This is a genomic window from Burkholderia sp. NRF60-BP8 (assembly GCF_001522585.2).
Lineage (GTDB): Bacteria > Pseudomonadota > Gammaproteobacteria > Burkholderiales > Burkholderiaceae > Burkholderia.
Map to the genome: position 1 here is coordinate 754918 of NZ_CP013373.1, position 23051 is coordinate 777968.

A 23051-nucleotide genomic window follows, 5' to 3' on the forward strand; every position below is an offset into this window, starting at 1 on the left:
TTTGCCGGAGCGCGTTTCTTCCCACCGCGATGCATGTCGAAGCGTCGATGCCGTGCATGATCACGACGCGATATTGTCCGATCCGCGAACGCCCGATGGGATGTTCTGCTTTGCAGCACACTCAGTATTAGCGAACTTGCTCGGCAATTTCTCGTTTCCCATCGATTCAATGGCTGATTCGGGTGACGTGCCGATAAGGGGGGTATTTTCCGTGAAGTCGACGGTTTCGTTGGGCGACAACATGAATGTTTGGTCCATGATGCTCGCGACATGAAATGAGGAACCATGTGCGATTGATGTCGCGCTAGTGTTCACGGTGTCTGCCTCAAATGTTGCCCAGTTGGATGCGGTTGCGCCAGGGCTCAGGCTGGAGATGATGCGATCCTGCTGCAGGATCCGTTCTTCGTAATTTAGGCACAACTGCCGAAGACGTGAGATCTCTTCAGCTTTGCTTCCGAGCATCGTACCGAGCGAGCTCAACTCCTTCTCGTAGTTGTCGATCAACGTTCGAAGTACAAGCGGATCTTCGGAGTAATAGTCCGATGCAGCCGTCCGCCGATTTCGGTGCGCAATGGTGGTCGTGCGTTGCTCGTGGCGACGCCAGTCGATATGACCGATCCCGAGCCCGTCAAGTTCGTCATAGATCGGCTGAAGTCGATCTGCCAAATAAACAAGAAATTCGTCAGGGATTCGAACCTCTGGAGACGAGTTGACCTTGTCGTTTGCATTATCGATCGCTGGGAATTGATGGTCGATTTCGAGGAAATCGCATACACTTGCCAGTGCTTCTCGGGGGTTTTTGCGAAAATCCTCAAAGTAGAAGATTCGGAGTTCGTGATCCGCTAGGAACCCTCGGAGATTTTTGATAATCTGATCGTAGCGCGCATGCTTCCAGAACCAATCTTGATCGAGTGTTTCTTGGAATCGCTGAAAGTACTCATGTGAGATCTCATGAGCGAGTCCGTTCCAGGCCAGCTCAAACTTATAGTGCGACCAAACTCGTTCGAGTGGGTCACGGAGCACGTAAACTGCCCGGATATTTTTCGCATTTGCTCGAACCAGTTGCCACCCGGCTTCATCGAGACAACTGTTCAGATTCGAGAAGTCGGCACAATACTTGGCACTTCCAGCGTCCTGGTATAGCGACTGATACCATCGATCATCGATTTCATGCTGTGCGGCATACCGCCCGTACCATTTGAATTCGGTGGCGTTGTCTTCTACGAAGTCGCCAGAATAACCGTTCTGTTGATCGAGATAAGAGGCGAGTGCACGGACACGGTTGTCTCGGGATTCGAAGTCGCAATGTTGCCTAACATGAGAGAAATAGTGTATTTCTTTCTGGGGCGGAAAATAAATGTCGGGATGATCTTTAAGTTGTGTATAAAGCCACGACGTTGATGCTTTCATCGCGCCGACGCTCATGAAAAGATTTTCGATCATTTTTGTTTTGTCAATTTATGATTGAACAGTTCGGCAAGCTGATTAATTTGCTGCGAGGAGTAGCGTATGTTTCCTGACGTGGATCGTTGTTTGTATTTTCCTGGATTTTGATCGATGATGTCCAGCGTTGACGAGATAGCATCTGCTGTTGGATCTACGACAAAGCCGTTTTCTTCGGTGATTTCTTCTCCGATAGCACCGACATTCGATGCGACAACCCAACAGCCACAGGCAACTGCTTCCCGGGTAACCAACCCGAAGCTTTCAGGCCAGAGCGAAGGAGCGAACAGTACGTCGATACGCCCGTAAACATCTATGATTCGTTGTTGTGCGACGCGGCCAATAACGGTGACGGGCACGTCACCCCAAAGGGTTTTTTCGAAGAAGTTCTCCGGTTGTGAATGATCGACGACCAGTGCCTCGATATTGTTAGAGCGGCTTCGCATGACGGCGTCGCGAAATAAAAAGAATCCCTTGTGGGTGGCCATTCCACCAATATGCCCGCAGACGACGCGTTTGCTATATGCCGTGTCCTTTGCCTTCCAGTTAACAAAATCAGAAATTCCGTTACGATTTGTCAGGCAATTGGAGATACCGTTACCCTGGTAGAGTTTCGTATATGTTTCCGAGACACACAACACCTCTTCGGCGTCGGCGAGCAGCGCCTTGAGGTAGTTGCGACGCTGAAGAGATTCCTCCCAGGTAATACCTTCCGGTAGCTGATACTTTGAGAATGGATCGGGATGTCCGTCGGAGTAAACATTTCCCTTCGTATCGGTTAGAAATTGATAGTCGGAAATCCACCACGCATCATGAGCCGTGACATAGTACGGAATACCCCGACTTCGTGCTGCTTCGACAATGCCCCCGCCGAGGCGTTGAATACAATGAAAATGGATTAGATCTGGCTTCTCGAATTCCAAAAATTTGTCGAAGATTTCCCCAATTTTCGGATCGGTTTCGTGCCAGTCCATGTTGACGCGCCACAGAATCGACGTCGAATAGACACGCACCCCATTGTGGACGTACGGGCGCAGCATGTACGGTTTATGATTGTGCGCGTCGCTCGTGAATACGACCAGATCGAAATTCTCAGAATACCGTTCCGTCAGAAGTTGCACCTGATCGGCAACGACGCGCGTTGCTCCCCCGATTGCCTGAGGCGGGAAAAAGACATTGACAATGGCAATTTTCGGTCTGTTGTTACTCATGGCTTCGCGGCGTGTAATTAGATTTCTGAATGCTGGCGAACAGCAGAATCGATGAAGTTGACGATGTTTTCGGAAAGCGTTTCAGGCATGTACGTTGACTGAATATGCTTTTGCGCGGCGACGCCCATTTGTTTCCGGAGGGACGCATCAACCGTGAGTTTTTCGAGGTATTCATACCACTCCTCGGGGTTTGTCGCCAGGAAGCCAGTGACCCCATGGTCGATCGTGTCAACGTAGTTTTTCGTCTTACTCATGACGGAGGGGATGCCGAAATACGCGGCCTCCATCCACTTGATCTCGCTTTTGCAGTCGTTAATGACGTCGTCATGCAGAACGGCGAGATTGATGTCAACCGATGACAGAAAATTCAGGTAACTCTTTGGTTCAAGTACGGAGTGGAACTGGACGACCTGATGCCCGTGCTTCTTTAGGAACTGTGAAGGGAGCTTGAGATGGCCGATTGTGACGAGGCGCGCCTTCGGATAGTTCTGCAGCAGTTTGTTGATTGCCGGCAGTGCGATATCGATGAAGTCGCTATTGTGCGCTAGTGTTCCGCTGCCATAGAAGATATTAATATATCCCGACGAGTTTATGGCCGCTTTTGTTGACTTCAATATGATGTCATCTAGCGCATTGCGATGGAGAAATCCCGTCCGATATCTGACCAGTTCAGACAACTTGTCGAGTAACGGCTTGGTTGACGATATTGCGAAATCGCAAAGCGTCGCGGCTGCACGGAATACAGCGGTATCTTTGGTCAGGTTTGCATAGACTTGCAGCGATACTTGGCCCCCGAATGATTCGATAGGCGGCGGGCTGACCGGATCGATAAGCAGATCGTCGATATCGTAGAACGTGATTTTCCCGAGTGCCCTGGTGCGCTCAATCGTGCGGATAGTTCGGATCGAGGCGGGTACCCTGTAGAAAATTACGACGTCGTGGAAATTGACGAGCTCGTCACATTGGTCATGATCGCGATAATTGGCGGCGGTAGCCTGATATCCGGCAAGTTCCAGTTGTTCGACTTTCTGTTCGATCCGATACCGTAGGCATTGCGGCAGATCAAACGTCCCGATGATCAGGACACGGTTGCTGCGAATCGGGGTCGAGAGTTTGCGCTGTATGGAGTAGGCGGTGAAAAACCGGGCGTATGCATCAGCAACGAACTTCGTGGCAGCCTCTGACGTTTCGATAAGCGCGTTGCGCTCGTGGCTGATCGCAAGACAGTTGAACACCTGCTCCTGCGTATACCAGTAGTTGTACAGGACGTCGTCGAGCTTGTCGGAGAGAAGATCGAGATTGGATTGCGTTGCGGTCGCTGCAATCAGCACTTCAACTGCTTTGTCAAATTGATGCACCTTGGACAGAGCATGTGCGAGATTCTGTGGCACCCATTCTGAGCGGGAGCCGAGCTTCAGCGCATGCTGGTAGTGAGCGACCGCTTGGTGCAACTCATGACGATTAACAGCAAGATTGCCGAGATGCTCGTGCGCAAGTGCTGTAGGCGCAAAATGAAGCGACAACTGATACAACTCGTCCGCCCGTGAACGAGACTCGATGCGCTCTTGATGTAGGGCGAGCTGGAGGTAAAAGTTGGCGTTAGTTGCGGCATCGTCGGAAATCGACAATTTGCGTACCGGAATCTGAGTGGCGATTTCCTTGAGTGCTGTAAAGAAATTCGGGAAATGCTCGTCCGGATTCAGTCGGTGAATTTCGTCAAGAGTCAATTGCGAGGGCAGCACGCGGCGCGTGACGCCTAGCGACGAGAGAAAGTCGTCGAGTGACGGAAATCGGCCGTCTTGACGTCCCTGCTGGAGCCAGTGCTGGATCGCCTCCTCTCTGCTCTTCAGGTGAGCTAGGTCCGGGTAGGCATCGACATAGAATTGCCAGTCGAACCGGAATGGTCGGCCGTGCGCAGCCCCGGTTTTCAGATAGTGATAAGTCGCGTGATAGCTGCTTGGCAACGAGGTCTTGATGTCTGGATTGAGTGCGACATAGGTCTCCGGTGCAAAGTCCTCGGGCAAGTTGGCGGGGTCGAGGTGTTCCTTCTGAAGTAGCGCATTCAGATTAGGATGACGGCCTTCTTCTGGCCCTTCCTTGCGCCAATGCATAACCAGTCGTGCATCACTCAGCGACGCCAGATCGTTGTACCAGCAGCGATAGAACGAGAGGTCGAGTTCGGCCGGAGTAGTGTCGCGGCCCGATGCATTTCTGCGAGATCTGAGAAAGATTTTTTTCATTGCCGGCCAAATTTAAATCGATGTTCAGGTTTTCGTGGCAGTAAAGTGCGGTGAATATCGATCGATCGTGAATGCAATTGGTGTTTGTGGATTAAGAAAAACTCTAGAAAATCAAACGTTAGATTCGTTGTGGTAGAAATCGAGCGCATTGTCGACCGTGTCGAAGTTGTGCAGCTTTCCGGACACGAGGACGGCAGCGCGATCACAGTGTTCGCGCATATATCCGGCGTCGTGAGAAACTATAATCATGGCGCGGTCCTTTCTTTTCTCGAACAATTCGTGATGGCACTTCGCATGAAAGCGTGCATCTCCAACTGCCACAATCTCGTCAATCAGGAAGCAGTCGAAATCGACGGCTAGAGAAATTGCGAACGCGAGTCGCGCTCGCATCCCGGATGAGTATTTTTTGACCGGCTCCCGTAGGTACACTCCAAGTTCGGAAAAGTCATCGACATACGGTGCAACCTTAGCGAAATCCACCCCGTAGATACGGCAAATGAAGCGAAGGTTGTCGTATCCGGTGAGGCTGCCCTGAAATGCCCCGCCGAACGCGAGTGGCCATGAAATGGTCATATTCCGCTCAATGTTGCCGGAGGTCGGGAATTCGGCACCGCTGATCATCCGGATGAGCGTCGATTTGCCTGCGCCATTGCGGCCGAGGATGCCGATTTTTTCCCCTTTCTGCACATTGAGGTTGATCTTGTCGAGGACGACGCGTGGACCTTGGCGGGTGTGATAAACCTTTGTGACGGCTTTGATTGCGATCATTCTGGCTCCACGCGTTTGCTGACGTCTCTGACCAGCATCATCCCGACCAACGTTAATACCGAATTGGCGGCAATAAAGTAGAGCAGGTTTTCGTGCGTGCGGACAATGTTCCCGAAGTACCCGTGCCGAATCATTTCAGCACCATGAACCATCGGTAACACGAGAATGTATGGATGTACCGCCTTCGGTAGCCAGTCGACCATGAACACGGCACCCGAGAACGGAAAGAGGAGGTACGTGGCGGTGTGCCAGACGCGCTCAAACACCTCCGAGCGCTCGGAGGCGGCGCCGATCGTCAGGCCAATGGCGAATGCGAACCAGCATTGCATCAGCCAGCCGATCGTCATCGTAAGCAGATCGGCAGGAAGCGAAGCCAAGCCAAGCGCGGTAAATATAAGGATAAGGAGCGACAGGGATGCGGTGGCGCCAGCCGTTTCGAGTATCAAGCGTGATAGGAAGACGTCGAGTACCCGGACATTGCGGTGATACAGCAAGCTCAGGTTCGGCTCGATTGCCTTCGAACAGCGGTTGCCCGAGTTTCGCCAGACGAGCAGTGACGAGTAACCAGTCACGGCGAAGCCGGCAATAGGCAAATTCGATCCATGGGTGAAGTGACCGAGAGACCAAACGATCGTTACCCCCGACGTGAACATCATCGGCTCAAGAAAGAGCCACAGAAAGCCGAAATTGTGGCGTCCATACCGCGTGATAATCTCGCGCATTATTAGCGCGAAAATGACCTGGCGCTGGATCTCGAACGAGCGCCAGAGAGAAGGCTTGATGGTCGTTGTCGTGTCAGTCACGATGCTCTCGAATGCCGGCGATCAGGATCGTTAGAACACCCCAGGCAATAATACCGAGGATCAAGGTCGCAAGAATACTCCGCAGGCGACGCGGTTCGAGTGCCATATCCGGCTTGGACGGTTGCACGACACGCTCGAGATAAAGTTGCTTGCGCATTGCGTCGTTCCGGGCTTGCTCGAGCGAAGCGAGTGCGACCGCGAGTTGCTTATCGGCGAAATCTCGCTCGAGGGAGAGGCGTTCATACTCGGCGGCCTTGTTGGCAAGCGAACGGTCACCGCCAGTAACTTGACTGCTTCTTTTGGCAATCTCGTCGCGCAGCGAGCTGATCCGGCTCTCTAGGATCGGGATTTGTGGATTGTCGCGCGACGCTTGTCTGACCTGGTTGAGTGTGACCGTAGCCGCGGCCATTTCATCCTGAAGATTGGCGACCTGCTGAAGCTGCAGGGCCGACTGCCGTTCCGGGTCGATTACGCCCTTCTTGTTCCGGTAATCCGAAAGATTAAGTGCTGCGGTTCTAGCGCGTTGTTCGGCCGTCTCCACTTCGCGCGATGCAAACTTGATCATGTCTTCGCGTGCGCGGTTGTTGAGCTGGTTGACCAGACCCTCGCTTATCTCGATGAGGTTTTCGTTCGCAGCGTATGCTTGCTCCGGCGTGAACGCACGCGTGGTGAGGGTCGTGATCGAAGATGCCGAGTCGAGCTGGACCGTTATCTTGTTCTGGTAGTAGCGGTAAAGCGCTTCAAAGCTCTTGTCGAACGAAAAGCCGCCAAACCGGCTGAATATGTCGACTGCCGGTGCCGAGTAACCGCCGACGAGGTCAATTTTTTCGTTTAAGCGCTTCAGCGCGTCGCGCGACAAGATGTAGTCCTCGACCGTATAGCTGTCGTCCTGTGAGCGAGACAGCCCGGTGTTGGTAAGCAATGCGCCGAGAGTGCTTTGAGATTGGCGTTCGGGGCTCCGCACCACGAAGCGGGATTCTGAGATGTAGACGTCGGATGCGATCAGACCATAGTACGTCGTGGCAATAACTGTCGGAATGACCACCGTACAAATGAAGAGCGGGCTGGCGCGACGAAGCTTGTTCGTTACTTTGTGCACCAGCGACTCTCGGCGCGCTGCGGAAGAAGCGGTAACTTCCATTTCGAATCGATCACAATCAAAGAGTGGGGTTTGGCGAACGTGTCGCATCAAACGGGAACGTACGGTGCAGCTATCAAAAAATCTCAAGTAAGCTGCGGTGCACGGCAGACGGGTCGGTGTTGCGAATTCGAGCACGATCGGCAGTTTTCCGAGACGATGATGTCGAACAACAGATCGGCTATGTAGGAAAGCGAGTCGGACATTCGAGTCGAGTACCTAGTCGGCCGATTCCCTGGATTTCATCGACGCACGGACGACGGCCTGCGATTAGGGCCCCGAAGGCGATGCGCAATGTCGGTGATACCCGGTACAGCGCGGCTGGATTGCCGCTGAGCCAGTAGTCCAGCGGTGCGCATCCTTCGTCGAGCGATTTTAGCGTTCCAACGAGAAGCGCTCCAGCAATCGCTCAATAATGGAGGCATAGCGGAGCGTCGGCGGCGAGTTGTCCCTCGGCGAGCGGTTGCGTAGTTTGCCATTGCGTTGTGAGGTTGTGCTCCGGATCGCTTGTGCAGCCGGGTCGGTGAACTGATAGCTACAATGGGGCCGGCGCTGCGTGGTTCTCTGCTCGATGTTGCCGGTGAGGCGAGCAGGTTCAGCGCATTGTGTGATTCCGGTAACAGCGGAACGGATAGACCAACGGACGCAGCGCAAAACCGCACCCTCCCGCTTCGAACTGACAGACCGAGCGATCTCGCCGATTTTGCCTCGGTCGTCTGGCGGTCGAGGGCTGCTTGACAAGTTCCAGCGGCCAGAGGAATTTCCTGGGGCACCAGCCTTTGCCGCCACATGCTCGGCTCGTACCAATACTTCCGCACATCACCTGTCATGATGGAGGAACTGGACGCAGCCGGATTAACCCGAAAAACAACAGATCCCATCAACTGATACCGCTTTCTCGGTTGAATTTCGCTTGGTTCACACGCCTGACATCTTCGGGGGCTTGAGCATTTGCCGATACGTTTGAGGGTATGGCAGGGAGGGCGGCGCAAGGAAGGGGAGCGGCGCAGCGGCGATTATATAACGACTTGATATGACTATTGCTATCGTTTTTCGGCGTCGGAGCGACACTGATTTTAAATTTTTGTGAGCTTTATATTTCTTTCCCGCGTAATGATGTATTCTCCGCTGTCCAGCCCGTAGCGCCAACAAGACCATCCAGACAGGCTCGTTTCCCAAGGGGGGGCTCTTGGGCGCCCTGTTTTTGCTCCGCTCAAAAAATCGATGCATCGATCCTTCCTTGCCTTGCAGGGCACGGCTTCACCGTTCTTCGGCCAGCTTGCGTCTGCGTTGCGTGACCGAGGGCATGCGGTACGCAGAGTAAATTTCTGCGGTGGGGATTTTGCTTACAGTTGTAAAGGACCCGTTCTGAACTACAGTGGCCGCGCGAGCGACCTTCCAGGGTGGTACCGGGAAATGCTGCAGGCAGGCAGCTATTCAGACATCCTCATGTTCGGCGATTGTCGTGAGGTGCATGCGCATGTTCACCCAATATCGCAGGCAATGGGTGTGAAAGTACATGTGTTTGAGGAAGGTTATGTGCGGCCGCACTGGCTAACACTCGAGGCGCACGGTGTCAATGGGCGCTCACTGCTGCCGCGTGATCCGAAATGGTATTTTGACCAGCGCGGCGTGACTCCGCCAAGTCCTGCGGGCTTGCCGACTGGCTACAATCTCTACGAGCGTTCGTTGCACGATATTCGGTATCGCGCAGCTAACGCTTTCTACGCTGCGCGGTTTCCTAACTATCAATCGCATCGGCCGAAGAACGGTGTGGTTGAATATGCCGGATTAGGGTTTCGCGCTCTCCAGCAAGGCAGGCATCGTCGCGAGGCGACCAAAGTAACGAAAGCGCTGCTTGATGAGGGGCGTGCATATTATCTGTTCCCGTTGCAACTCAATTCCGATGCGCAGATAGTTTTTCATTCTCCGTTTGACGGAATCTGCAGTGCAATTGATCGCGTCGTGCGGTCGTTTGCAGTCCATTCGCCCCAAGGCAGCCTCCTAGTGATCAAAAATCATCCACTAGACACGGGACTGATCAATTATCGTAGGTTCGTCTCGCAGCTTGCTGGCGTTCTGGGTCTTGCCGACCGTCTGCGTTTCATTGATTCCGGACATTTGCCAACTCTGCTGGAGCATGCAAGGGGCGTCGTGGTTGTGAATAGCACGGTGGGGCTGTCCGCGGTTCACCATCGCCGACCGCTTATCACGTTGGGAACTGCGATCTACGATATAAAAGGCCTCACTTGGCAAGGGACGCTTGAGGATTTCTGGACGCAAGCCGATCGTCCCGACATGGCGCTTTATCAAGCATTCCTTGACTACATCATGCATCACACCCAGATCAACGGTGACTTTTATACCCGTAGCGGAATTGCGATGGCGGTTGAGCGCACAGTCGTGCGGCTTGAGGCGGCTCGTGCTTAAGGAGCGCGTACGTCACGTAGTCGTTACGGGCGCTAGTTCCGGAATTGGGCTTGCATTGGCACTAGACTATGCCGCTCCTGGGGTTGTCCTTGGATTGGTTGCTCGTGACGAAGCGAGACTTAACGCGTGCGAAGCGGCTTGTCGTGAACGGGGGGCAACTGTTGTCGCCGGTCGTGTTGATGTTCGAAATGCGTTGCAACTGGAGGCATGGCTTCATCGATTCGACGACGCTTATCCAATCGACCTGTTGATCGCTAATGCAGGGACAGCAAGCACGCTCGCGTCCAGTTCCGACTGGGAGGCCCTCGATCGAACGGTAACAGTCAACGATACCAATTTCTACGGCACTCTACATGCAGTCCTGCCGGTGGTCGAGAGGATGCGTGAGCGCAAATGCGGGCAGATTGCAATGGTCAGTTCGATCGCAGCACTGCGGGGTATGGCTATCTCGCCGGCCTATTGCGCCAGCAAGGCGGCGATCAAGGCGTATGGCGACTCCGTTCGTCCGCTGCTTGCACGTGACGGGATTGTCATGTCCATTGTTTTGCCGGGATTCGTAAAAACGTCGATGAGCGAAGTGTTTCCCGGTGATAAACCATTCATATGGTCGGCCGACAAGGCGGCCCGCCACATACGTGCCGGGCTTGCGGCTAAACGTGCGGAAATTGCCTTTCCTGCAATGCTCGCAGTAGGCATGCGACTACTTAACTTTTTACCGGCGTGGATTGCAGACGCCATACTGTCGCGCCTGTCCTACGTTCCGCGAGAGGGGCGATAGCTTGAATGGGGAACTTGCGACGCATGGTCTCGCAGTTGCAGCGGCACTGGTGTTGTCCTTTGGCCTCGATTTGATCGCCCGCCCTCGAGGCGCGTGGCATCGGCCGCTGGCTGCCGTCTTGTTACACGCGTTCGCAGTCGTGTGCGTGTTTTGCGTGGTGTTCTCGCTAACCATTCGGCCGCTCTTTTCAGCGTTTGTTTCTGTTGCACTTGTTGGTCTTCTAGCTGCCGTGAACAATGCGAAGTACGAGTCGTTGCTCGAGCCTTTCGTGTTCACGGACCTCAGTCTGTTCAGTCAACTTTTCTCCCATCCACGTCTCTACCTGCCGTTCCTGAGCGGAGGCAAGGTAGTTGCGATTGCGACCGGCGTGATATTGCTGATGAGCGGCTACGTGCTCGAGCGTCCGTTGTTTCCTAGCTTTCGCGGTGTTGCCATGTTGGGTGCGGCGATGTGTTTTCTGTGCGCGCGTTGGTTTGCCGCTGATCTCGAGCTATCGCTTGTCGCTGCGGACGATCGGAGGCGGTTCGGCTTTTTTGCAGTATTCGCCGCCTATTTGCTGAATGGCTTGCGCATTTCCACAGTCCGAGAATTCGAGCGGCAGATGGGGGTGGGGGTATTCGTCTCCGGTGCCCCGGCTAAATGTCCGGATGTCGTTGTGATCCAGAGCGAATCCTTTTTTGACGTTCGTAGAGTGGGGCCGGCAATCAATCGCGATATTCTTTCCCGATTCGATCGGGCCTGCCAGGAGGCGACTGTTTATGGTGAACTGACGGTGCCAGCCTGGGGCGCAAACACGATGCGCACGGAATTTTCGGTGCTGACCGGCCTGTCGTTCGAGCGCCTCGGCTACGCGCGTTTTTATCCGTATGCGTTCGTGCGTCGCGCATGCGCGTCGATCGCAAGCTGGTTTGGCCGCGGCGGCTATGAAACGCTCGCGCTGCATCCGTATTACGCCGATTTCTTTGGCCGAAATCGTGTCTTTCCGTTGCTCGGATTCAACACATTCCTCGACATCGAATACTTTGCCGACGCGCCGCGTGCTGGCCCGTATATCTCCGATGCCGCCGTGCTGGACGCGGTGATCACCGCACTGGAAAGCGAGCGCGAGAAACCGCGCTTCATCTTCGCGATGACGATGGAAAACCACGGCCCGCTGCATCTCGAGCAGGTTTTGCCTGGAGAATCCTCTTCACGGCATACTTTGGGCGAGGGCGCATCCTGGCGCGATCTGACTGCCTATCTGAGACACATTGAAAACGCCGACGCAATGATCGGTCGCTTGCTCGATCATTTGCGCGCCAGCGATCGTGAAACAGTCGTTTGCTTTTACGGCGATCACGTTCCCGCTCTACCGCACGTATTCGAAAAGCTGGGCGTTTCTCCACAAACCAGCGACTACTTCATTTGGCGAAATTACGGCACAGATACTCCAGAATGCCGGGATTTGGCAGCCGAAGAGCTTGGGGTTGCACTGCTGCATGTGGTACAAGATGACGGAAATCGCGCGGAAGAACCGCACGCATCCGAGAAAGCGACATAAAAGATGAACAGTAAGATTGCAATAATTGGGATGGCTTGTCGGTTTCCCGGGGGCGCAAACAATCTTGGCGACTTCTGGCAACTGCTGCGCGACGAACGCGACGCAGTAACCGAAATCCCCGCCGACCGCTTCGGTACCGATTTCTACCAGCACCCGTCCAAACGCGAACCGGGCAAGAGCTACACGTTCGCGGCCGGCGTGCTCGACAACGTCGCCGGCTTCGACGCCGCGTTCTTCGGCATTTCCCCGCGCGAAGCGGCCCAGATGGACCCTCAGCAGCGCCTGCTGCTCGAACTCGCATGGGAAGCGTTCGAGGACGCCGGCGTGCGCCCGGCCGACATGCGCGGCAGCAACTGCGGCGTCTTCGTCGGCGCGGCCAGCATGGATTACGGCAACCGCAACATGGACGATCTGAACGTGATCGATCCGTATTCGGCGACCGGCAATACGCTGAGCATCGCGTCGAACCGCGTGTCCTATCTGTTCGACCTGCACGGCCCGAGCATGACGGTCGACACGGCCTGCTCGTCGTCGCTCGTCGCGCTCCATCAGGCCGTCAAGGCGCTGCAGTCGGGCGAAGCCGACGTGGCGCTCGCGGGCGGCGTCAACCTGCTGCTGCATCCGTTCGGCTTCGTCAGCTTCTCCAAGGCATCGATGCTGTCGCCGCGCGGCCGTTGCCGCGCATTCGACGCGACCGGCGACGGCTACGTGCGCTCGGAAGGCGGTGCGGTCGTGCTGCTCAAGCCGCTCGATCGCGCGCTGGCGGACGGCGACACGATCCATGCGGTGATCGCCGGCTCCGGCGTGAATTCGGTCGGCCACTCGCCCGGCGGGATCAGTGTGCCGGGGGCGGCCGCGCAGGCATCGCTGCTGCGCAGCGTGTATGCACGCGCCGGCATCGATCCGCAGTCGCTCGCGTATCTCGAGGCGCACGGCACCGGTACGGCGGTCGGCGACCCGATCGAAGCGCGCGCGCTGATCGACGTCGTGTCGGGCGAGCGCCCGGCGGACCGTCCGCTGCTGATCGGTTCGGTGAAGACCAACATCGGCCATCTCGAAACGGCATCCGGCATGGCCGGCCTGCTGAAGGCCGTGCTGTGCCTGAAGCATCGCGCGGTGCCGCGCTCGCTGCACTTCGTCACGCCCAATCCCGGGATCGATTTCGACGGCGGGCGTCTGCGTGTCGTCGATCGCTACATGCCGCTCGACGCGGGCGGCGCGCCGCTGACGATCGGCGTCAACTCGTTCGGTTTCGGCGGAACGAACGCCCACGTCGTGCTGACCGAGGCGCCGGTCGCAAACGACGCGTCGACGGCAGCGCCCGAGCCGATTCAAGCGCAACCGTCGCCGCTCGTGCTGACGGCGCGCAGCGCGAATGCGCTCGCGGCGCTCGCTGGCCGCTATCTGGCCATGCTCGACGACGGCGCCGACTGGCAGGCGCTCGCCGGCGCGGCCGCGCGTCGGCGTCAATGGTTCGAACATCGCGCGATCGTCGCGCCCGCCGACGTGACGGAAGGCCGTGCGGCGCTTGCGGCGCTCGCGCAACCGGCGCAGGAAGGGCTGCCAGCCTGCGTCGCAACCGGCCAGGCGCCGGCCGACGCGTTGCGCACCGCGCTCGTGTTCTCGGGCAACGGTTGCCAGTGGGTCGGGATGGGCAACGAACTCTATGCGGAGAACGCGGTTTTCCGTGCGGCGCTCGACGAAGTCGACGCGCTGTGGTGCGAGGACGGCAGCCCGTCGCTCGTCGACGTGATGCGCGGCGGCCCGAGCGCGGAATGGCTGGCCGGCGCGGGCGCCGAATGGCTCGCCGCGACGGAGAACGCGCAGCCGCTGCTGTTCGCGATCCAGGTCGGGATGATCCGCGTGATCGACGCACGCGGCATGCGTTACGACGCGGCGATCGGCCACAGCGTCGGTGAAATTGCCGCGGCGTGGGTGACGGGTGCGCTGTCGCTCGCCGACGCGGTGCGCGTGATCAAGATCCGCAGTCGCGCGCAGGCGATGACGCGCGGCAGCGGCCGGATGGCAGCCGTCGGCATCGGCGAGGCGGCGGCGCGCGAACTGATCGCGCGCCACGGGCTGGCGCGCCGGGTCGAGGTGGCCGGCATCAACAGCCCCGATGCGGTCACGCTCGCAGGCGAATTGCAGGGCTTGCAGGCGTTGGAAGCGGCGCTGCGCGGCAGCGGCAAGTTCTTCCAGATGCTCGATCTCGACTATGCGTTCCACAGCAGCCACATGGACCGCATCGAGCCGGTGGTGCTGGCCGAACTGGCCGGCGTGCGGCCGCAACCGGGCAACGGCGCATTCGTGTCGACGGTGACCGGCGGCCCGTTGGCCGGCAACGAACTGGATGCGCGCTACTGGTGGCGCAACATCCGCGAGCCGGTGCGCTTCGGCGACGGCATCGCGTACCTGATCGAGCAGGGCGTCCGGCTGTTCATCGAAGTCTCGCCGCATTCGATCCTGCGCACGTACGTGAAGCAGGCGTTGACGGCCGCCGGCGTGACGGGCGTGGCGCTGCCGACGCTCAAGCGCGATCACGGCAGCGCGGCGACGCTGCGGCAAGCGATTCTCGCGGCGATCGCGCACGGCGCGAGCGTCGATCCCGACCGCTTCGCGCCCGGCGCGTCGCGTACGGCATTGCCGTCCTATCCGTGGCAGCGCGACCGCTTCTGGCTCACGCCGACCATCGAAGGCTACGGTCTCGTCGATCGCCGCCGCGAGCATCCGTTGCTCGGCTATCGCCTGCACGAACACGCATTCGGTTGGGAAAACCAGCTCGATCCGGCGAAGCTGCCGATGCTGGCCGATCACGTCGTCGACGGCGGCGTGGCGTTCCCGGGCGCCGGCTACGTGGAAATGGCGCTCGCCGCGGCGCGCACTTTCTTCGCTACGCCGGATGCGGCGCTCGAAAACGTCGAGATCCGCACGCCGGTCGTGTTCCAGCCGCAGCAGGCGAAGCTGTTCCGGCTCGTGATCGAGCCGCGCACCGCGACGTTCACGATCGAGACGCGCGACCGGATGTCCGACGGCGCATGGGCGCTGAACGTGACGGGGCGGATGCTCGAAAGCGGCAACGCGCTCGGCGCCGCGAGCATCGTGCCGGCCGAGACGCTCGAGCGCCTGCTCGCGCTGCCGGCCGCCGACGGCGACACGCTCTATGCGAATACCGCGGCGATCGGCCTCGGCTACGGGCCGGCGTTCCGCTGGGTTCGCACCGTGCGGGTTGCCGCGGCCGAGGACGCCGCGCTGGCCGACGTCGCCGCGCCGGCCGCGTGCGGCGATGCGCGGGCGCTGTCGGCCTATCTGCTGCATCCGGCGGTGATGGACAGCGGGTTTCATCCGCTGTTCGCGCTGCTTGCCGCGCATGCGCGCGACGGCGAGCATCCGGCTTACGTGCCGGTGCAGATCGGCCGGGTCGATTATCTGCGCGGCGACACGGTCGCCCGCGTGCTCGCGCGGATCGACCGGCGCAGTCCGCATTCGATCGTCGCGCATTTCGAATTCCTCGACGCGCAAGGCGCGATCGTGGCGCGGCTCGACGCATGCCGGTTCCGGCGCGTGGACCTCGTCGGTCGTCGCCAGAACCTGCCTTCGCGTTTCGTCTACCGCCTCGAAGAGATGCCGTTGCCGAACGACGTCGACGCGGCTGCGTTACCGGCGCCCGACGCGCTGCTCGCGCAAGCCGCCGCGCGCGTCGATGCCGCAGGGCTCGACGGTCGCCGGACGCAGCATTTGACCGAAATCCTGCCGCTGCTCGACGTGCTGGCAAGCCTGTACGTGCTTCGCGCGTTCGATGCGCTCGGCGTGTTCGCCGGCACGTGGCAGCCCGCGCCGGAGCGGGCGGCGTTCGCTGCACGCCTGGCCGACATGCTCGTCGAGGATGGTCTTGCCGCGCGTGACGGTGCACGCCTGATACGCGACGATGCGGCGTGCGCGGCGCTGCCGCCGCTCGACGATCTGTGGCGCGGGCTGCTGGCCGAATCGCCGGGGCACGTGGCCGAACTGACGTTGCTCGCCCATTGCGGCGCGGCGCTGCCCGACGTGCTCAACGGTGCGAAGGACGATGCTCGCTGGCTGTCGCCGACCGGGCACAGTCTGGTCGAGCAGTTGCTTGCCGCATCGCCGACCTGGCAGCACGTGCATGCGCTGCTGGCGGCCGGCGTCGAGCAGGCGGTCGACGCGTGGCGGCCGACGCGCCGGCTGCGCGTGCTCGAACTCGGTGCGACGGACGGCGACGTGCTGCAGACGCTCGGCATGCATCTCGCCGCCGCGCGCTGCGATCACACGATCGCCGCGACGGCCGGGCAACTGGCCGGATTCGATACGGATGCGCAAGCGACGGTGCGCACGGTGGCGTTGCAGCCGGGCGAACGCTTGTCGCTGTCCGCCGACGATGCCGGGCCTTATGACCTGATCGTCGCGAACCGTGCGCTGAGCGGTCGTCACGATCCGGCCGATGCGCTGAATGCGATGCGGTCGTGGCTGGCGCCGGGCGGCTTGCTGCTGCTGGCGGAGTCGCGTCGCGGCCGCTTCTCCGACATCGTGTTCGCCCCGCAGGCGGCGGCGACGGAGGCCGATGCGCCCGCGCAGCTGGCGCCGGTGGATCTTGAAGCGGCGCTGGCGCGCGCGGGCTATGTGGACGTCGTGCGGCATGTCGAGCAGGGGCTCGATCTGGATGGCACGCCGACGTTCGTCATTGCGCGCAACCCGGCGAGCGCCGTGGCCGCGCGATGCGGCAGCGACGCGAGCGATTTCGATACGCTTGCCCGCAGCGAACGATGGCTCGTGATGCACGCGCCGGATGCGGCCGGCGGTTTCGGCGGGCGACTGGCCGATGCGCTCGCGCACGCGGGCTATCCGGCCGATATCGTCGACGTCACGCATGCGGCCGACGCGATCGCGTCGTTGCCGGCCGGGCAGCCGGCGCATGTCGTGTTCTGCGCGCCGGAGACGCCGCTCGCCGATACGACGACGGGAGACGGCGTGATGGCCGCGCTGCGTCACGGCGTGATCGCGCTGGCAGCGCTCGTGCGCGCGCTCGGCGCGCAGCCGAACGCGGCCACGCGACTGACCGTCGTCACGCGCGGCGGCGCGCCGTTCGCCGGGGCCGCGCATGCGCACCCGGAACAGGCGACGCTGTGGGGCCTCGGTCGCGTGCTGGCGAACGAGCATCCCGAACTTGCATGCCGGCTGATCGACGTCGATCGCGCGGCGGACGGGATTCCCGATGCGCTGATTCGCGAGCTGACCGGCGCGGCGCTCGAGGAAGAAGTCGTGCTGAGCGCACACGGGCGGCTGGTGCCGCGCATGCTGACGGCCGCGCAGGCCGCGGCGCGCAGCGACGGCGCGATGGCGCGCGCGTCGGTGCTCGCGTTCGACGCACCGGGCTCGCTGCGCAATCTCGAATGGTTCGCGTTGCCGGAACGTGCGCTGGGCGACGACGAGGTGGAGATCGAGCCGGTTGCCACCGGCCTGAATTTCCGCGACGTGATGTATGCGATGGGGCTTCTGTCCGACGAAGCGGTCGAGACCGGCTTCGCGGGCGCGACGATCGGCATGGAACTGTCCGGCCGCGTCGTCCGGGTGGGCCGCGCGGTGACGGAATTCGCGCCGGGCGACGCGGTGCTCGGCTTCGCGCCGGCATCGTTCGCGACGCGCGTGCGGACACGCGCGCAGGCGATCGCGCCGAAACCCGAACGCCTGTCGTTCGAGGAAGCGGCGACCGTGCCGACCACGTTCTTCACCGCGTACTACGCACTGGTCGAACTCGCACGGCTGCGCCGCGGCGAGCGCGTGCTCGTGCATGGCGGCGCGGGTGGCGTCGGGATCGCCGCGATCCAGCTGGCGCGCCACTTCGGCGCGGAAGTGTTCGCGACGGCCGGCAGCGACGAGAAACGCGAGTTCGTGCGCCTGCTCGGCGCCGATCACGTGCTCGATTCGCGCAGCCTGGCCTTCGCGGACGAGATTCGCGCGATGACGGGCGGCGAGGGCATCGACATCGTGCTGAATTCGCTCGCCGGCGAGGCGATGGTGCGCAGCATCGATACGTTGCGTCCGTTCGGTCGTTTTCTCGAACTCGGCAAGCGTGATTTCTACGAAAACAGCCATATCGGCCTGCGGCCGTTCCGTAACAACATCAGCTATTTCGGCATCGACGCCGACCAGTTGATGGGCGCGTTGCCGGAGCTGACCGCACGGCTGTTCGGCGAAGTGATGGCGCTGTTCGCGGCAGGCATGCTGCATCCGCTGCCGTATCGCGCGTTCCCGGCCGAGCGGGCCGAGGATGCGTTCCGCTACATGCAGCAGGCGCGCCAGATCGGCAAGGTGCTCGTGACCTATCCGTCCGGCACGCCCGCGCCGACGCGCGGCGTCGCGCGGGCGGAGGCGCTCGCGCTCGATCCGCACGGCGCATACCTGGTGGTCGGCGGCACGGGCGGCCTGGGCTTCGCGAGCGCGCGCTGGATGGTCGAGCACGGCGCACGCCGGCTGACGCTGGCGAGCCGCTCCGGCGAACTCGCTGCGGCGGCGCGCGACGAGGTCGCGCGCTGGCGCGATACGCTCGGCGTCGCCGTCGACGTCGTGTCGTGCGACGTGACCGATGCGGCGGCGGTCGACGCGATGATTGCGGCGATCGTCCGGCGCAACCTTCCGCTGAAGGGCGTGCTGCATTCCGCGATGTCGATTGACGACGGCCTCGTGCGCAATCTCGACGATGCGCGGATGGCCGCGGTGCTCGCGCCGAAGGTGGCCGGCGCATGGAACCTGCATCGCGCGACGCGCGGGCTGCCGCTCGATCTGTTCGTCGTCTATTCGTCGGCGACGACCTATCTCGGCAATCCGGGGCAATCGAACTACGTCGCGGCCAACACCTTCCTCGAGGCGCTGGTCGAACATCGCCGTGCAGCAGGGTTGCCCGGTACGTTCATGGCCTGGGGGCCGCTCGAGGACGTCGGCTTCCTCGCACGCCATGCCGATACGCGCGAAGCGTTGCAATCGCGGATCGGCGGCGCGTCGATCACGTCCGACGAAGCGATGGCCGCGCTCGAGTGCGTGCTGATCGCGGGCGCGGCCGGCGAAGCGGTGGTGCGGCTCGACTGGCACGCGGTCGCACGCGGGATGCCGGCCGCGAAGGCGCGCCGATATGCGCTGCTGCAATCGCAGGCGAAGGGCGGCGATGCGCGCGACGGCGGCACGCAGCTGCGCGAAGAGGTGCTCGCGCTGCCGCGCGACGAAGCGATCGCGCTGGTCGCGCGGACGCTGCAGGCGCAGATCGCGCGGATTCTGCACATGACGCCCGATCGCATCGCGCTCGACAAGTCGGTGCTCGATATGGGCATGGATTCGCTGATGGGGATGGAGCTCGGCCTCGCGGTCGAGGAAGCGTTCGAGGTCAAGCTGTCGGTGATGGCGATCGCCGAAGGCGCGTCGGTGACGACGCTGGCCGCGCGCATCGTCGATTCGATCGGCGCGTCGGCCGATACCGGCGCCGATGCCGCGTCGGCGACCGATGCCGCGCAAGAGGCCGTCGCGGCGCTCGCCGCGAAGCATGCGATCGACGGCGAAGCGCGCGCGATGCTCGATACGCGGCCGGAACCGGTTGCCGGCCAGCCGTCGCCGTCGCTCGAGGTGGCGCGGTGAGCGCGCCGACCGGCTGGGCGACGCGGCAGGGCACGCTCGCGCGCCCGCTGACGATCGACGGGCACGGGTTGCACACGGGCCGCCGGGTCGCCGTGCGGATTCTGCCCGCGCGTCCCGAAGACGGCGTGACGGGCATCGTGTTCCGTCGGGTCGAGCAGGGGCGCACGGTTGCGACGCTGCCCGTCGATCCCGCGCTGCGCCGTGCGCAGCCGCTCTGCACGATGCTGCGCAATGCCGACGGCATCGGCGTGCGCACGATCGAGCACCTGCTTGCATCGCTGCTCGCATGCGAGATCGATCATGCGATCGTCGAGCTCGACGCGGAAGAGGTGCCGATTCTCGATGGCAGCGCAACGCCATGGGTGGACGCGATCCGCGCGTGCGGCCGCGTCGCGCTCGATGCGCCGAAGCGCTTCATCCGCGTGTTGCGGCCGGTCGTCGTCGCGGACGGCGATGGCGACCAGCGGCGCGAAATGCGGCTCGAGCCGGCGCCGCGCTACGAACTGAGCGTGCGCAACGACCTGCGCGGCTTCGGCGACATGCATTGGGACGGCGCGCTGACGCCGGCCGCATTCGCGACCGACATCGCGCCGTCGCGCTCGTACGGGCGCGTGAAGTGGGCCGTGCCGGCGATCGTCGCCGGCTATCTGCGCGGCGTGCCGATCCTGCGCGGCGCGCGGCCCTCGTGCACCGCGTCGATCGTCGGCAATCGCGTGCTGGGCGGGATGCGGCTGCCGGAGGAGTTCGTCCGGCATCGCGTGCTCGACCTGATCGGCGATCTCGCGTTGGCCGGTGCGCCGCTGCTCGCGCGCGTGAGCGCGCTGCGGCCGAGCCACGAGATGAATTTCCGGCTGGTCGATGCGTTGCTGGCTACGCCCGATGCGTGGCAGTGGGCCGACTTTTCCGACGCATGACACCACGCCTTTTAAAAATACGCGGCGTAACATAGTGTCTTTTCGAGATACAGCGAAGGAAGCAATGGCACTGGGAGAGCATCTTCGCCAGCAACTGGCGGCGAAAGCGCTGAAACGGCAACTGGAGCGCGCGACCGACGCCGCGGCGGCGCCCGGCGTGCCGGGTACGCTGGCGGCGCAGGCCACGTCGGCGCGCAGCCGCTTCGAATCGATGCCGCAGTATCAGCAGGTCCGGATCATGCGCGAGATGGGCGAGAAGCTGCGGGTCGACTCGCCGTTTTTCCGCGTGCACGACGGCGTCGCCGGAGCGACCACGCAGATCGGCGGCCGCGAATACCTGAACTTCGCGAATTACAACTATCTGGGCCTGGCCGGCGATCCGGCGGTGTCCGCGCGCGCGAAAGCCGCGATCGACCGCTACGGCACGTCGGCCTCGGCGAGCCGGATGGTCGCGGGCGAGCGGCCGGTGCAGCGCGAGCTCGAGCGGGCGCTGGCTGCGTTCTACGAGACCGACGACTGCGTCGCGTTCGTGAGCGGCCATGCGACCAACGTGACCGTGATCGGCGCGCTGTTCGGCCCGGGCGACCTGGTGGTCCACGACGCGCTCGCGCACAACAGCATCGTGCAGGGTGCGCAGTTGAGCGGCGCGAAGCGGCTGAGTTTCGCGCACAACGACTGGCAGGCGCTCGACGAGCTGCTGTCGCGCGTGCGCCGCGAATACCGGCACGTGCTGATCGCGATCGAGGGGCTGTACAGCATGGACGGCGATTTCCCCGACCTGCAGCGCTTCGTCGACGTGAAGACGCGCCACGGGGCATTCCTACTGGTCGACGAGGCGCATTCGCTCGGCGTGCTCGGCGCGACCGGCAAGGGCATCCGCGAGCACGCCGGCGTCGCGCCCGACCAGGTCGACATGTGGATGGGCACGATGAGCAAGACGCTGGCCGGTTGCGGCGGTTTCATTGCGGGCTGCCAGCCGCTCGTCGACATGCTGCGCCATCTGGCGCCGGGTTTTCTGTACAGCGTCGGGCTCGCGCCGACGCTCGCCGCAGCGTCGCTGGCCGCGCTCGAACGCCTGCAGGCCGAGCCGGAGCGCGTCGCGCAACTGCAGGCGCGTGGGCGGCAGTTCCTGACGGAGGCGCGTGCCGCGGGGTTGAATACGGGCACGAGCGCCGGGTATGCGGTCGTGCCGGTAATCACGGGCAGCTCGCTGAAGGCCGCCCAGTGGGCGAACGCGATGTTCGACGAAGGCATCAACGTGCAGCCGATCTTCTATCCGGCCGTCGAGGAAAAGGCCGCGCGGCTGCGCTTTTTCATCTGTTCGACGCATGAGCCCGAGCAGATCAGTCGGGCGGTTGCCGTGTTGTCGCGTCTTGCAGGGCGCGGTGCGTGACGCGGGCCGCCACGGTCTCGCAAGCGATCCCGCGCGCCGGCGAACCGGCGCGGTTTCGCGCGGCCGATGCGGATGACGCGGCAGCATGCGCGCCGCTCGTGTTTGCGTCCGGTGTCGCCGAATTCGGCTTCTTTCTCGGCGAAAGCGACGCGCGCTGCATCGCTTTCCTGCAACAGGCCTTCCGGTCGCGCCACGGACGCTTCTCGTGGCGCCGGCATCGCGTCGCAGTCGCCGAAGATGGCACGGTGCTCGCGGTGATGGCGATTCACGACGGGCAGCGGACGGCGTTCGACGACGTGCACGTCGTCTGGGCGCTCGCACGTTTCTTCGGCGTGCGTCGCACGATCGGCCAGTTGCTGCGCGGGCTGATCCTCGAAACGGAACTTCCGGCGCCGAAGCGTTCGCAGATCCTCGTCGCGCATTGCGCGACGGACGAGCGCCAGCGCGGTACGGGCATCTTCAGCGCACTGTTTCGCGATGCGCTGGATATCGGCGCGTTGCCGACCGATGGCAGTCGTGACGTCGTACTCGACGTGCTGACGTGCAACGTGCGCGCCCGCGCGCTGTACGAACGCCTCGGGTTCGTTGCGCTGCCGCGGTTGCGCGCGCGTTCGCGCAGGTTGCCGGGCGAGCTCGATTCGATTCGGATGCGGTTTGATCGTCGCGGCCAACCAAGACAGTGGGCCGATGTGGCGCAAGGCGGACAGTTCAACCGTCGGTCGCCGCAATAGCGCGCCGAAAAAGAAGACGGG

The 23051-nt window shown here is 61.5% G+C and carries 13 protein-coding genes; 7 read left to right on the forward strand and 6 right to left on the reverse strand.

Annotation, left to right across the window (positions count from 1 at the left end; all coding sequences use genetic code 11):
- Positions 1–60 precede the first annotated feature (60 nt).
- The 6 genes from WS54_RS16650 to WS54_RS16675 form a co-directional block, all read right to left on the reverse strand.
- Positions 61–1443, reverse strand: coding sequence for a sulfotransferase (locus tag WS54_RS16650; protein ID WP_059779294.1), 1383 nt, complete (start codon positions 1441–1443; stop codon positions 61–63).
- Positions 1440–2654, reverse strand: coding sequence for a glycosyltransferase family 4 protein (locus tag WS54_RS16655; protein ID WP_082724990.1), 1215 nt, complete (start codon positions 2652–2654; stop codon positions 1440–1442). Before WS54_RS16655 ends, WS54_RS16650 begins: the two co-directional genes overlap by 4 nt.
- Before the next feature lie 17 nt (positions 2655–2671).
- Positions 2672–4894: a glycosyltransferase gene (locus WS54_RS16660; RefSeq protein ID WP_059779296.1), complete on the reverse strand. Its 2223-nt coding sequence runs from the start codon at positions 4892–4894 to the stop codon at positions 2672–2674.
- A 111-nt stretch (positions 4895–5005) separates the two neighbouring features.
- Positions 5006–5662, reverse strand: coding sequence for an ABC transporter ATP-binding protein (locus tag WS54_RS16665; protein WP_059779299.1), 657 nt, complete (start codon positions 5660–5662; stop codon positions 5006–5008).
- Complete coding sequence (locus tag WS54_RS16670) at positions 5659–6465, reverse strand: ABC transporter permease (RefSeq protein WP_108041910.1); 807 nt, start codon at positions 6463–6465, stop codon at positions 5659–5661. Before WS54_RS16670 ends, WS54_RS16665 begins: the two co-directional genes overlap by 4 nt.
- Positions 6458–7606 (reverse strand): hypothetical protein, encoded by a 1149-nt coding sequence (locus WS54_RS16675; protein ID WP_059779302.1) that lies wholly within the window; start codon positions 7604–7606, stop codon positions 6458–6460. Before WS54_RS16675 ends, WS54_RS16670 begins: the two co-directional genes overlap by 8 nt.
- A gap of 1221 nt (positions 7607–8827) precedes the next feature.
- Between WS54_RS16675 and WS54_RS16680 the strand changes: the two genes are divergently transcribed.
- From WS54_RS16680 to WS54_RS16710, 7 genes are all read left to right on the forward strand, one after another.
- Positions 8828–10033 carry a capsule biosynthesis protein gene (locus WS54_RS16680; protein WP_059779305.1) on the forward strand — a complete coding sequence of 402 codons (1206 nt, stop codon included), beginning with the start codon at positions 8828–8830 and terminating at the stop codon, positions 10031–10033.
- Positions 10026–10811, forward strand: coding sequence for an SDR family NAD(P)-dependent oxidoreductase (locus tag WS54_RS16685; protein ID WP_082725002.1), 786 nt, complete (start codon positions 10026–10028; stop codon positions 10809–10811). The genes WS54_RS16680 and WS54_RS16685 overlap by 8 nt, the downstream gene beginning before the upstream one ends.
- 1 nt (position 10812) lies before the next feature.
- A complete protein-coding gene (locus WS54_RS16690) occupies positions 10813–12351 on the forward strand; it encodes an LTA synthase family protein (RefSeq protein WP_059779310.1) in 1539 nt (512 codons plus the stop codon).
- Positions 12352–12354: 3 nt separating this feature from the next.
- Positions 12355–19992: a type I polyketide synthase gene (locus WS54_RS16695; protein ID WP_059779311.1), complete on the forward strand. Its 7638-nt coding sequence runs from the start codon at positions 12355–12357 to the stop codon at positions 19990–19992.
- Entirely contained in the window at positions 19989–20906 is a 918-nt protein-coding gene (locus WS54_RS16700; protein ID WP_059779313.1) for a UDP-3-O-acyl N-acetylglycosamine deacetylase, read from the forward strand. The genes WS54_RS16695 and WS54_RS16700 overlap by 4 nt, the downstream gene beginning before the upstream one ends.
- Before the next feature lie 64 nt (positions 20907–20970).
- Entirely contained in the window at positions 20971–22299 is a 1329-nt protein-coding gene (locus tag WS54_RS16705) for an aminotransferase class I/II-fold pyridoxal phosphate-dependent enzyme (protein ID WP_059779315.1), read from the forward strand.
- A complete protein-coding gene (locus tag WS54_RS16710) occupies positions 22296–23030 on the forward strand; it encodes a GNAT family N-acetyltransferase (protein ID WP_059779317.1) in 735 nt (244 codons plus the stop codon). The genes WS54_RS16705 and WS54_RS16710 overlap by 4 nt, the downstream gene beginning before the upstream one ends.
- Positions 23031–23051: the final 21 nt, after the last annotated feature.

Bases quoted from the DNA above. Each gene is read 5' to 3' on its own strand.
- WS54_RS16665 (WP_059779299.1), bottom strand. From the start codon at position 5,662: ATGATCGCAATCAAAGCCGTCACAAAGGTTTATCACACCCGCCAAGGT.
- WS54_RS16680 (WP_059779305.1), top strand. From the start codon at position 8,828: ATGCATCGATCCTTCCTTGCCTTGCAGGGCACGGCTTCACCGTTCTTC.
- WS54_RS16675 (WP_059779302.1), bottom strand. From the start codon at position 7,606: ATGGAAGTTACCGCTTCTTCCGCAGCGCGCCGAGAGTCGCTGGTGCAC.
- WS54_RS16660 (WP_059779296.1), bottom strand. From the start codon at position 4,894: ATGAAAAAAATCTTTCTCAGATCTCGCAGAAATGCATCGGGCCGCGAC.
- WS54_RS16695 (WP_059779311.1), top strand. From the start codon at position 12,355: ATGAACAGTAAGATTGCAATAATTGGGATGGCTTGTCGGTTTCCCGGG.
- WS54_RS16655 (WP_082724990.1), bottom strand. From the start codon at position 2,654: ATGAGTAACAACAGACCGAAAATTGCCATTGTCAATGTCTTTTTCCCG.
- WS54_RS16705 (WP_059779315.1), top strand. From the start codon at position 20,971: ATGGCACTGGGAGAGCATCTTCGCCAGCAACTGGCGGCGAAAGCGCTG.
- WS54_RS16650 (WP_059779294.1), bottom strand. From the start codon at position 1,443: ATGATCGAAAATCTTTTCATGAGCGTCGGCGCGATGAAAGCATCAACG.